The 12,409-nt window shown below is 43.8% G+C and carries 12 protein-coding genes; 10 read left to right on the top strand and 2 right to left on the bottom strand.

Translation table 11 applies throughout. The features are described 5' to 3' along the window. Position 1: 1 nt before the first annotated feature. The 8 genes from choV (at position 2) to AB4161_RS08655 (ending at position 9,558) form a co-directional block, all read left to right on the top strand. Positions 2 to 1,216, top strand: coding sequence for a choline ABC transporter ATP-binding protein (gene choV, locus AB4161_RS08690; RefSeq protein ID WP_102482273.1), 1,215 nt, complete (start codon positions 2 to 4; stop codon positions 1,214 to 1,216). Between the two features lie 362 nt (positions 1,217 to 1,578). Continuing rightward, the gene (locus tag AB4161_RS08685) at positions 1,579 to 2,061 is read left to right on the top strand and encodes a MarR family winged helix-turn-helix transcriptional regulator (protein ID WP_004732429.1); all 483 of its coding nucleotides are present in this window, start codon (positions 1,579 to 1,581) and stop codon (positions 2,059 to 2,061) included. A 276-nt stretch (positions 2,062 to 2,337) separates the two neighbouring features. Next, on the top strand, positions 2,338 to 3,753 hold the full coding sequence (locus AB4161_RS08680) for a coniferyl aldehyde dehydrogenase (protein ID WP_372083215.1): 1,416 nt from the start codon (positions 2,338 to 2,340) through the stop codon (positions 3,751 to 3,753). An 85-nt stretch (positions 3,754 to 3,838) separates the two neighbouring features. Next, positions 3,839 to 4,282, top strand: a complete 444-nt coding sequence (locus AB4161_RS08675; protein WP_076644934.1) for a hypothetical protein — start codon at positions 3,839 to 3,841, stop codon at positions 4,280 to 4,282. A gap of 241 nt (positions 4,283 to 4,523) precedes the next feature. Further along, positions 4,524 to 5,729: an iron-containing alcohol dehydrogenase gene (locus AB4161_RS08670; protein WP_372083214.1), complete on the top strand. Its 1,206-nt coding sequence runs from the start codon at positions 4,524 to 4,526 to the stop codon at positions 5,727 to 5,729. Positions 5,730 to 5,923: 194 nt separating this feature from the next. Then, a complete protein-coding gene (locus tag AB4161_RS08665; protein ID WP_372083213.1) occupies positions 5,924 to 6,355 on the top strand; it encodes a tetratricopeptide repeat protein in 432 nt (143 codons plus the stop codon). Positions 6,356 to 6,446: 91 nt separating this feature from the next. Further along, positions 6,447 to 8,192: an arylsulfatase gene (locus AB4161_RS08660; RefSeq protein WP_372083212.1), complete on the top strand. Its 1,746-nt coding sequence runs from the start codon at positions 6,447 to 6,449 to the stop codon at positions 8,190 to 8,192. A 118-nt stretch (positions 8,193 to 8,310) separates the two neighbouring features. Next, positions 8,311 to 9,558 carry an anaerobic sulfatase maturase gene (locus AB4161_RS08655; protein ID WP_372083211.1) on the top strand — a complete coding sequence of 416 codons (1,248 nt, stop codon included), beginning with the start codon at positions 8,311 to 8,313 and terminating at the stop codon, positions 9,556 to 9,558. Between the two features lie 98 nt (positions 9,559 to 9,656). On the opposite strand, the gene AB4161_RS08650 is transcribed toward AB4161_RS08655, so the two are convergent. Next, positions 9,657 to 10,247, bottom strand: coding sequence for a TetR/AcrR family transcriptional regulator (locus AB4161_RS08650; protein ID WP_102458015.1), 591 nt, complete (start codon positions 10,245 to 10,247; stop codon positions 9,657 to 9,659). Positions 10,248 to 10,567: 320 nt separating this feature from the next. Between AB4161_RS08650 and AB4161_RS08645 the strand changes: the two genes are divergently transcribed. Next, positions 10,568 to 11,224 carry a Qnr family pentapeptide repeat protein gene (locus AB4161_RS08645; RefSeq protein WP_372083210.1) on the top strand — a complete coding sequence of 219 codons (657 nt, stop codon included), beginning with the start codon at positions 10,568 to 10,570 and terminating at the stop codon, positions 11,222 to 11,224. Between the two features lie 162 nt (positions 11,225 to 11,386). Here the strand turns inward: AB4161_RS08645 and AB4161_RS08640 are convergent, their stop codons facing one another. Further along, positions 11,387 to 11,602 carry a hypothetical protein gene (locus AB4161_RS08640; protein ID WP_029235681.1) on the bottom strand — a complete coding sequence of 72 codons (216 nt, stop codon included), beginning with the start codon at positions 11,600 to 11,602 and terminating at the stop codon, positions 11,387 to 11,389. 448 nt (positions 11,603 to 12,050) lie between these two features. Between AB4161_RS08640 and AB4161_RS08635 the strand changes: the two genes are divergently transcribed. Beyond that, complete coding sequence (locus tag AB4161_RS08635) at positions 12,051 to 12,311, top strand: DUF5062 family protein (RefSeq protein WP_017061084.1); 261 nt, start codon at positions 12,051 to 12,053, stop codon at positions 12,309 to 12,311. Positions 12,312 to 12,409 lie beyond the last annotated feature (98 nt).

Below are 12,409 nucleotides of genomic sequence, written 5' to 3'. Positions count from 1 at the left end.
CATGTCTAACTCTCAGGAAAAAAAGACAATGGACGCGATTACCATTAAGAATCTCGATGTTGTGTTTGGTAATAAATCGAAACAAGCGCTTGAGCTACTCGACCAAGGTAAAACTCGCCAAGAGATCATTGATGAAACTGGTCAAGTTGTCGGCGTAGACAATGTGTCGCTGACCGTTGAAGAAGGCGAGATTTGTGTGCTGATGGGGTTGTCTGGTTCTGGTAAATCATCTTTGCTTCGCGCAGTTAACGGCCTGAATGAGATCAGCCGTGGCTCATTGGCGATCAAAGATGGAGACAAGCAGGTTGATTTAGGTGAACAGTGCGACGAAGCGACCTTGCGTCATCTTCGTACTCACCGCGTTTCTATGGTGTTCCAAAAATTTGCCCTAATGCCTTGGTTAAACGTGTTAGATAACGTGGCGTTTGGTCTAGAAATGCAAGGCGTAGCCAAAGATGTTCGTCGTGCTAAAGCGCGTGAACAACTTGAAATGGTGGGTTTGGCAGAGTGGGAAACCAAGTATCCGCATGAGCTTTCTGGCGGTATGCAGCAACGTGTTGGTCTAGCGCGTGCCTTTGCGATGGATACCGACATTCTTCTTATGGATGAACCGTTTTCAGCGCTTGATCCGCTCATTCGTGCACAGTTGCAAGATGAGCTAATTTTATTGCAAAACAAGCTTAACAAAACGATTTTGTTCGTGAGTCATGATTTAGACGAAGCGCTGAAGATTGGTAATAACATTGCGATCATGGAGTCAGGCAAACTGATTCAACACGGTAAGCCTGAAGAGATCGTACTGACGCCAAAAACCGAATACGTAAAAGACTTCGTTGCTCACACCAATCCATTGAATGTGCTTAAAGGTCGTTCTTTAATGCAGCCTCTTGATTCACTGACGCAAGAGAATGAAAGCTGGAAGATCTGCGATTCTAAAGATCTCTGGATTGAACAGAATGAAGGTGCTTTATCGGTGAAAGGTGAATCTACCTTGGCGCTTGTTGAGTGGAGCGAGTCTGACGATCTAACTGCGATCAACGCGTCGAGTGTGGTAGTGACAAGCCCGGAGATTGGTATGCGTGATGCGATTAAGCTTAAACAGATCAGTAACCACCCAATTCTGTTGGTTGAAAACGATCAATTGGTTGGGATTTTGGATAACAGCGAGTTTTACAACGCACTAACGGGTAACTTTCAGATGAATACCGCTGCGTAAAATTTCGTTTTTCAGCTTAGCTATTGAGGCTGGTTTTTTATTGGGTGGAGAGGGTTAAGTCTCTCTACCTCTATGATTATTAAAATATATTATTCTTTGAGTTTGTATTCTCTGGTTCATTATTTTTGTCTTCATTGAAGCTTTCATTCCCCCTTCATTAAGCAAAAGTGCCGTACCACGCAAGTTTAGTGGTATAGAAAAGATTGAGAATAGTATGAACATCAGTACAATGCGGAAAAATCAATGAAGTAATTTATCAATTTACAGTGTAATTCGAGCGCGCGTGACGTAATCACTCGAGGCATTTCATCGCTTCGACGCTGTAAAACCATTCACAGTATATTAGTACAAAGGTCTGCATCTTGGACAAACATGACGAAATCCTGGTCGCTATTCGCCAAATTATTCGCGCTATCGATTTACACTCGAAGAAGCTGAGTAAAGAGTATGGTTTGACTGGCCCTCAATTAATCTTAATGAGAGCAATCCAAGAAATGGGTAATGTGACGATCAAAGAATTGTCTAATCAGACCAATGTAAGCCAAGCAACGACGACGACGATCATCGACCGTCTTGAGTTAAATGGCTATGTACAACGAGTACGCAGTTCATCGGACCGCCGTAAAGTACACGCGAACCTGACTGAAAAAGGTCAAGAGTTGCTAAACAATGCGCCACCGCCGCTGCAAGATAACTTCGTTAAAAAATTCCAAAACCTAGAGACGTGGGAGCAAAGCTTACTGCTTTCTTCGATGCAGCGTGTATCAGCAATGATGAACGCAGAAGACATCGACGCTGCTCCAGTGCTTCAGCTTGAAGGCATTGCAAACGTAGCCAAAAGCTAACGTTAGTTTTAAATTATCTATTTAAAACAAAAATTTAAATAATTATTAAATGGTCGCATTAAGCGGCCATTTTTGATCTCACTATGTGAAATTTCTCGTTATACCGCCTATTCGCTACGTCCTTCTATTTTAAATCTCCCTGGGTTTTAACCCTACGTTGTAATCACCCTATTTATTTGTATTCAAAAATGCATTGACGATTCTCTGACAATAAAAGTATAGACCGACCGGTCTGTTTTGTATTATTGTGTGCTCATCTTAACCACGAGGTGATGTATGAAATACGAATTGACGCCAACACAAATGACCATGACGTTGAACAACATGCAGGGAGCTTTTGCACAGAACCCGATGCCAGCGGTATCGGTGAGAATTGAGCAGTTGCTTGCACTTAAATCTGCGCTTATCGACTACACAGATCGTTTGTGTTCAGCCGTGAGTGAGGACTATGGTCACCGCAGTCGACAAGACACTTTGATGGCTGACATATTGCCTTGCATCGGAAATATTGATCACAGCATTGAGTGTTTACCTCATTGGTCGACATCTTCGATTCGTCATTCCGGCCCTTTACTTTCAACCTCTCGTGTTGAAGTGGTTTATCAACCCAAAGGCGTTGTCGGGATCATTGCTCCGTGGAACTTCCCGATCATGTTATCCGTCGGCCCGCTTATTTCGGCGTTGGCAGCGGGCAATCGTGCCATGATCAAGATGAGTGAATTTACCCCAGCGACGAACCAAGTATTAAGATCGCTATTGGCGGAAGTCTTCCAATCCGATGAGGTGTGCTTGGTTGAAGGTGAGGTAGAGATCGCAGCCGCATTTTCGGCGTTGCCGTTTGATCATCTTTTGTTTACGGGGTCAACCCAAGTAGGTCGCCAAGTGATGAGGTCAGCGGCTGACACGCTAACTCCAGTCACGCTAGAGCTAGGCGGTAAGTCACCGGTTATCGTTGCAGAAGACATGCCAATTGATATCGCGGTTGAGCGAATCATTTATGGTAAGAGCCTCAATAACGGGCAGGTGTGTGTGGCTCCTGACTATGTATTGCTACCTGAAGGGAAAGTTGAATCTTTCATTCAAGAGTATAAAAAACAGTACCAATTGCTGTTCGATGAAGGGGTCTATTCCGAGAGTTTGACGTCCCTAATCAATCCTCGTCAATGCGATCGTATTGTCGGCTTGTTGAATGAAGAGCAACAAGCAGGAACGCGAACCGTCGCTTGCCATGACGAAGCGATGGACTTAGATTGCCAACGACTGGTGACGCACCTAATTGTTGAACCAAGCCTGTCATCCAAGGTGATGAACGAAGAGATTTTCGGCCCACTATTACCCTTGATTACGTATCGCAATATCGAAGAGGCGTTCCAAGTCATCAATAGCAAACCAAGGCCGTTAGCGCTCTATCTAATGAGCTTTGATTTGATCTTACAAGCTCAGGTTAAACACCAAGTTCATTCCGGCGGAATGTGTATCAATGACTGTGTTTTCCATTTAGCGGTTGATGACGCGCCGTTTGGTGGCATTGGTGAATCTGGTCAGGGCAATTATCACGGTAAAGAAGGCTTCCTTACTTTCTCCCATGCCAAAACAGTCTTGGAAACGGGCTTAGATCATCGAGTTAAGCATCTGTTTTCAAAAGAAGACAACGAATTAAAGACCGCAGTGATGAGCATGCTTGGCAAGTAAATCATTTCTGTCATTACCCAATTTATCTACAAGAAGTTATTTATAAGAAATTATTTTTACGACGTTATTTTAAGAGGTTATTTTTATGTTGGAACGATTTTTTGAACGAACGATGAAAGCGTATTTGATGGTTACAGGATTCTTAACCGCAACCGCTTTCTCTACTTTCCTTGCGCCTGATTGGAGTATGCAAACGCTGTTCTCGTACAACGATACGATGATGGTGAACAAAGAGTATCTTATGGGTACCTATCAACACTGGGGAGTCATGGTTGGCTGTATTGGTGTGTTGTTGATGTTCTCGGCGAAGTACAAATCGCTGCGTACTTCGACCATGATTTACAGTGCATTTGAGAAGTCGATGTTTGTGGGCATATTCTTATACAACGTGTGTATCAACGATTATGAGTGGTTTTATGGTTGGAGCGGTGTGTTTGCGCTCGATGGATTTGTGACTGTCTACTCTTTAGTTTATCTGTATTACTACCTCACTAGAGACAAAAGCAAGGTGCCAGCTCATCTTAGTTAATAGTTAATAGTTAATAGTTAATAGTTAATAGTTAATAAGTTGCTCATGGTGAGTCAATGACACTTATTTAATGATCACTCACTAGCTTACTTATTACTACAGCCCGCATTTGCGGGCTTTTTTCGTTTTGGGGCAATGATCCATAAAGATCTTAATTGACATATTTTTGACATTAACGAGCTAGACCGACCGGTTTGTATTGGCTATTGTTTAGTCATCAACTAGAAATGAGGTAAATATCATGACAACCAATAATTTTAACTTTCAACTTAAAACCATTGTTCATGCTCAAGAGAATGGCATTGAAAATATCCCTTCTCTTTTTGGTCGCTTAGGTGCGCAAAGAGTCGTGCTCTTTTCTGATAAAGGCTTGGAGTCTCTTGGTTTTGTTGAGCAGTTCTCGGCGTTGTTTGTAAACGAAAAGGTGAACCAGCCAGGTAATGAACAAGCGGTTCAGCTTGTTGGTGTGTACACCGATATCGCGCCAGACGCGACTTGCGACAACATCAACGCTGCAATTGAGTTTGCAAACAGCGTCAATGCTGATGCGATCTTGTCTGTTGGCGGCGGCAGCGTGATTGATGCTTCTAAAGGTGTGAAATACGCATTCCATAAGCAGATAGATGATATCCGTACGGTGATTGCGGGCGGCGGTCATATGGATGTGTGGCCAAACAATGAAGACATTCGAGTGCCACACATTGCGGTTCCGACAACGGCTGGCACGGGCGCAGAAGCCTCTCCGATTGCTGTTTTTTACAACGAACATGAAAACATTAAGGCAAGCCTAGTCGCATCGGGATTGGAAGCTGATATCGCGATTCTTGATCCAACGGTGACCACTAAGCTGCCAGCTCACCTGACTCGTTCTACCGCCATGGATGCACTAACACACGCTGTTGAAGCAATTGTCTCGCCAATGAGTAATGCATTCACCGACGCTTACGGGATTCAGGCGGCAAAACTGATTGTTGAAAACTTACCCTTGGCACTTAAAGAGCCAGAGAACCTAACAGCGCGCGGCAATCTTCTTCAAGCAAGTACCATGGCGATCTCTGCTTTCTATTCGTCTTTGGGCGGCATTCCGATTCATAACTGTGCTCACGCCTTTGGTGCGATTAGCCACATTCCACATGGCGATGCCAACACGGTGCTGATGCCGGTTGTGATTGAAGCGCTGCCGGAATTTTATATGCCGAATGCGGCGAAGTTAGCTCAAGCTTTCTCTGTCGACACGACGGGAACCGATGAGATGATTTACCAACGAGTTTTGGATTTTTTAAACAACTTCCAAACGAGTGTTGGTGCGATGAAGCGTTTCAGCAGCTGGGAGTTTGATGAGCAAGAGAAGAGCAACATTGCAGAAGCGATTGAAAAAGACATCTGCTTTCAGTTCTACCCTATCTCGAAACAGACGATTGAAACCATCATTGAGAAAGCGATTTAAGTCTCAGTCTTAATCGACTGAATGTTATGACCATTTAGTTCAGTCCCTGATTCACTCACAACTATTACTCGAGAGCCAATTATGAAAATCGAAAACGTATTGCTATCAAGCTTGTGCATCATCGCGCCATTCCTACTTTTCACCTAATTCATTCGACAGGGACGTTGTGACCTTTATTCCCGAGGAGGAAATAAATGCTCAATAAACGTTTAACTACCGTGATTTTGGCGGGTGTTTTGGTTGTTCTGTTTTTTGCCAAGGCAAGCTTTGGAAGCGAGAGCTTTGAGAATGAAGCCACCATGGATCAAGTGCAGCAGCATCAAGACGTCGTGCAATTGTTGGATGAAGCTTACCAAGGGCAATTGGATGCCCAGCTCTCTGTCGCTTACTTATATCTGAGCGGAGAGGGCGTAGAACAGAATGATGAAAAAGCCGCGGAGTGGTTCGTCACCGCAGCCAACAACGGTAGCCCTGAAGCTCAAACGCAGCTTGGGTTGATATATATCTCTGGAAGTGGCGTTCAAGCCAGCCAAGCGGAAGCTGTCACCTGGATAGGCATGGCAGCAGCTCAAGAGTATGACCCTGCGCTCGACTTATTACATTGGATGTCGCAAGCCGCGCACTAATTCAAATCCTAACTCAGGTTAATCACAGAAAGGTTAACCACAGAAAAAGTTAATCATAAAAAAATTAATCACAGAAATTGGAGAACGTCTTATGCAGACATTCAAGAAATCTTTAGTCTTCACGGCAATGGCGGCGGCAAGCAGTGCTGCTCTTGCGGCTGAATCAGAAAAACCGAATATTGTTGTCATTGTTGGCGATGATGTGGGTTTTGCCGATACACAGCCTTATGGCTCAGAAGCGGATACCCCAAACCTAATGGCGCTGGCTGAAGAGGGGGTTAAGTTTACTAATTTTCACGCGTCACCAACCTCATCGGTAACGCGCTCTATGATGTTAACCGGAGCAAACAGTCACGAGGTTGGGCTAGGCACCTTCGACTATGCCGTCTATCCGGGCGCGATTGGTAAGCCGGGTTATGAAGGTTACCTCACCAAGAAAGGCGTCACGGTCGCAACGCTGCTTGAAGAGAGTGGCTATAACACTTACCTGTCTGGTAAATGGCATTTGGGACACGAGGATGGATTCTTACCGGATGATCGAGGTTTTGGTGAGAGTTACGGTATCTTAGCGGGCGGTTCGAATCACTTTAACCGAGATATGATGTTCCCGGCCAAAAACGCTGCGACAGCGGATGCGCTGCAAAAAGGCGATATTCCCGGTGTTGAAGTTGAGCCAACTTACCGCAACGGTGAAGTGGTTGAGGATAAATACAAAGGCGAGTACTCAGACCAAGTTTACACCAACGAGATCATCAAGATGATCGATAGCAAAAAAGACGACGGTAAGCCTTTCTTCGCCTACGTCCCATTCACCGGTATTCATCTACCACTGCAAGCGCCTGAGTCTGCTTATCAAGATAAAGTCGACTACTACGTTGAACATGGTTGGGACTCGGTTCGAGAAGACCGTTTTCAACGCATGAAAGAGATGGGTGTGATTCCAAAAGACGCCGATATTTCAGATCGTAATGCATTAAGCCGACCTTGGGACTCGCTCTCTGAGAAAGAACAAAAGTGGTACGGAAAGAAAATGGCTGTCGCGATGGGCATGATGGAAATGCAGGACCAACAAGTCGGTCAGATAGTCGATTACCTGAAAGAAATCGGGGAATACGATAATACTTACATCATGTACCTAGCGGATAACGGCCCAGAAGCGGCGGATATTACCGGTGAAAATATCAGTGGTTTGATCCGAACGTGGACTGCTCATCATTTCGATAATTCGACTGAAAACTTGGGTAAGGCGAACTCCAGTGTGTCACTTGGTCCGGAGTGGGCAAGCGCTTCAACCGGTGGCCTATCTTGGTACAAAGCTTACACAGCAGAGGGCGGTATCCGTGTGCCATTTATCGTTAAGCCAGCCAAAGCGCTTTTAGACGGTGAAGATGCGTTGCAACCGGGAACTCAGACAGACGACTTATCCCAAGTGAAGGACATTGCAGCCACGATTCTTGAGCTTGCAGAGGTCGATCATCCAGGAACCGAATATCAAGGTCGAGAAGTGGCGCCGATGAGTGGTGTGAGTTTGTTGCCTTACTTCAAAGGGGAAACGGCAGACGTGCACAGTGCCAACAATGCGATTCCATTTGAATTGTTTGGTAGCGGAATTCTGCTTAAAGGTGATCATAAGATCATCCGAATTTCTACGGGAATGGGCGGTGACAGTGAGTGGCACTTATACAACACCAAGAAAGACCCAGCCGAGCAACATGACTTGAGAAATCAAATGCCAGATCTGTTCCTTGAAATGGTCGCTGAATATCAAGAGTACGAAAAAGCGCAAAACATCGTCCCGGTTGACGAAGCGTGGAACCCGTTTGAAAACGTGAAATAGAGGAAAAAATCACTCGGCCAACCTAATGCCATCAAGCTTGGTTGGCCGATGAACACCGTGTAAAGGAATTACGAATTGTTTTGGCTAATACAATAACTTTTACATCGAGGCACTCTTCATGACGACATTATCGCTATCAAATTTGAGTTCAGTTCCGCAGTTCAATGGCAAAGCACACTGCAAACTTCAGGCGTTAGCAAAACCGATTGGGGCGGTGTGTAATATCAGTTGCACCTACTGTTATTATTTAGAAAAACAACAGCTGCTTGATTACCCAAAAGGCTCTCAATATACGATGGATGAAGTTCTATTAGAGCGTTATATCAAGCAGTACATAGAAGGGCAGAATACGCCTGAAATCATCTTTTCTTGGCATGGTGGAGAACCTACTTTGTTGGGGCTTGAGTACTTTCAAAAGGTCGTCGAGCTGCAGAAAAAATATTGTCCTAGCTACAGTAAGATCAGCAATGACCTTCAAACCAACGGCACGTTACTGAATGATGCGTGGTGTGAGTTCTTCAAGAACAATGACTTTATCATTGGCGTGAGTATTGATGGACCAGAGCACCTACATAATCACTACCGAACTAACCGTGCAGGCAAAGGCACTTTTTCTCAAACAATGCGTGGCATTCGCTACTTGAAACAACATAACGTCGAGTTCGCGACTCTAAGCTGCGTGAATGATGTGACAGGTAAGTATCCATTAGAGGTCTATCGCTTTCTACGCGATGAAGTGGGTTCGAAGCAATTGCAGTTTATTCCTGTCGTCGATAAGCGCGAAGCTCACACCAACAATAAATGGTTGAGCAACCAACAAGCGATCATTCCCGTATCAGGCGAGGTTGAACCGTGGAGTGTCGGCTCTGCGCAATGGGGACAATTCCTCACTACCGTTTTTGATGAGTGGTTTGAACACGATTTTGGTCGAGTGTTAGTGCCGTACTTTGAAAATTTTGTCGGTGTATGGATGGGCAGAGAAAGCACCATGTGCACGCTGAGTGAGATCTGCGGCAAAGGGTTAGCGGTTGAGCCCAATGGCGATGTGTACTCATGTGACCATTATGTATTTCCTGAATTTCAGTTAGGTAATATTCAGGAACAAGCACTTTCAACTTTAGCCTTTTCGCCAAAGCAGCAGAGTTTTGGGTTCGCCAAACAGAAGTCTCTGCCGAAACAATGCCAAGCCTGTGAGTTTAAATTTGCATGCCATGGCGAATGCCCCAAAAACCGTATCATCACAAGCCGAGATGGCGAAGCAGGGCTAAATTACTTGTGTGAAGGTTGGCTGAGCTTCTTCAAGCATATCGACCCTGTTATTAAGGACTTATTCAAAGCCAATAATATTGCGTCTCGTCTGGGGTAATGGAGTAGGCGTGAATGGATTCAATCAAGATTTAAGTTAGATAGAAGGCTCGCTAAATTGTGCGAGCCTCTTGGTATTTGGTATTTGGTAACGGGTATCTAGTCAGCCGATTCTTGGGCTGGGCTCATGGCGAGAAGAGTCTCTTCCATGGCATTGTTTAGAATCGAACGGTTACGCTGCATGGCGGCCATGAGCGTTGAGCCAAGCCATAAACCATAAAGCGTTCGAGATAGCGATTCGGGCTCTGCGATAGTGAAATCACCGGCCTCATTGCCTTCTTCAAACAGCTTTGCCATACGCAGGATTATCTTTTCTGCGCCTTCTGCCATGGTCGATTGCAACGGGTTTGCAGACCCAGATACTTCTCCCGCCAGTTTTACAACAAGACATTGGATATTGAAGTCTTCAGTCAGTTTCGACGCACACCAAAACTCGAAATAGGCTTTAACGCGGTCACGACGAGAAAGCGATTCATCACTTAAAAAGTCATCCAGCTTAGCGAGATGCTCATCAAAGTAGTTAGTAAGAAGGATCTCACCAAAGTGCTCTTTGGATTTAAAGTAGTGGTAAAAAGAACCCTTCGTGCCTTCCGCTTGGTTGATGATCTTCATCAGGCCAACACCAGCAAACCCGTGTTCATTAATAAGGCTAAACCCTGCATCGAGCATAGCTTGTCGCATGTCTTTCATTGTTCTTACTCTTTATGCTGAGAATGAGGAATAGTGTAACGAGCAACATACCAACCGTCCAGTCTAGCGCGTTAGGACGCGGTCAATAATTGACTCGTTTCGTCAAAGTAACTTTTTCTCTTATTGGCACTTCTAAGCGACAAAACTTTTTTCAAGATAAGCACATCCTATAAATCGAAAATAACAACCTTAAAGGGCTTGTTTGGTGCCTTAAAATGGCTAAATTGGGGTGTTTTAAGTTGCTGTTTTTATTGGTTTTTAATTTAGTGTTTTCTTGAGAACGCAATGATAGTCTTAGCGTAATTTCTTTAGGGGGCTAAATGGACACCAATAACAGCACTTATCATCACCACAGTTTTGCTCAGCAAGACTTATCAGAGCTTACATTTATAGCCTGCACGTTTATCCGTTGTGATTTCAGACGTTCTAACTTACGTGATGCAACGTTTATTAACTGTAAGTTTATTGAGCAAGGCGATATTGAGGGATGCCACTTTGATATTGCCGACTTACGAGATGCAAGCTTTCAGAATTGTCAGTTGGCGATGGCGAATTTCAGTAACGCGAATTGTTATGGTATTGAGCTACGTGAATGCGACCTGAAAGGGGCGAACTTCACTCGTGCGAATTTTGCCAATCAGGTGAGCAATCGTATGTATTTTTGCTCAGCATATATTACGGGCTGTAACCTGTCATACGCCAATTTTGAACAGGCTTGTTTAGAGAAGTGCGAACTGTTTGAGAACCGTTGGATAGGCACTTACCTTGGTGGCGCGTCACTGAAAGAGTCCGATCTTAGCCGAGGTGTGTTCTCGGAGGAAGTATGGGGGCAATTCAGTATGCAAGGTGCTAATTTATGCCATGCTGAATTAGAAGGGTTAGATCCTCGCAAGGTAGACACATCGGGGATTAAAATCGTTGCTTGGCAGCAAGAGCAACTGCTTGAAACCATGGGTATTATGGTAATGCCTTATTGATAGCTGTAATTTCTAACTACAGGCTATTTGGAATATGTAAGAATTCGCTATAGAAGAAAAGCCCAAAGCTAATAACTTTGGGCTTTTCCGTATTTGGTAACCAGCATTTTATAATGAATTTTTAAAAAGAGAATGCTTGGTGATAGAGAACTGATTGGTTGATTAATGCATGCCTGAGCGCATTTTGTCGGCGAGCGCAAAGAAGACAAAAACGACGAAACAGACTAGAGCAGCACACAGTGAAGTTAAGATGGTTGTGGCGTCTTTTGAAATCAATGGAATGGTGATAGAAGCTAGCGCTATCAACATAACAAGGATATGAACAATTCGACCCGGAATTGGATTTTTATGACAGAATGAAGCCCAGAGGTAACGCATTTTCAACACCAGTATAAAATTAGTGGTTTTATTCTATTTTCTTAGTGAGTATTTTGTAAATAACAATTGGTTACAATTGGTTGTAAATATGATCTAAGTCGAATTAGTATTAAACCAGTTAAATAACAGCAGTTTATTGATCTTTTATTGAATTTTAACTTTCAAAATGAACATCATAATATTCCGTATTCTTTGGAATGCTAAGTCAAATATTATTCGAATTTTTGTTTTTTGACTTAAGATCTCATTTATTGAGTGTTCTGTTAAGAGACCGTTTGCGTACAGGTATTGGTGGCGTAACTATCAAGCGAATTAGAGTCATCCTAGAGCCTGTTATTCGTTTTATGTTATTTATCAAAGTGACTCCTCAAATTGAGAGCGAAGTAATCTTGTGAATTTTTCGGTTTGATATACTCAATATTCATTCGATAAAGATGATGGAGATGATATGTCGAAAACCGCGAAGATCATTAATGAAGATAAGCTGGTAAAAAAAGCAGTTGAAGTCGGTTTTAAGATGGCTAAGCTACAAGGTTTTGATTTGCCAAATTCATCCCAACCGATAAAGGTTAAAGCGGTGTACTTGTTCCTTGTTGAAGTCAATCAGATCACACCGTTACCGGACGATAAGCTTGATGGCGCGAACATCAAGAAGCGTTTAGCACTCTGGCTTCATAAGGCACTGCCGGACAATGACCCGCTGAAGTAAACTTGTATTACCTCATTTTTTATATTTGAAACCTAGCGATTTTTCGCTGGGTTTTTTGCTTTATGGAGCAGTAAAAATAGGTTCATCGCGGATTAGCG

The sequence above is a fragment of the Vibrio sp. 10N.286.51.E5 genome (assembly GCF_041469125.1).
Taxonomy (GTDB): domain Bacteria; phylum Pseudomonadota; class Gammaproteobacteria; order Enterobacterales; family Vibrionaceae; genus Vibrio; species Vibrio crassostreae_C.
Note: the sequence above shows the minus strand (reverse complement) of the source record. Positions and strands in the feature narration are given on the sequence as shown.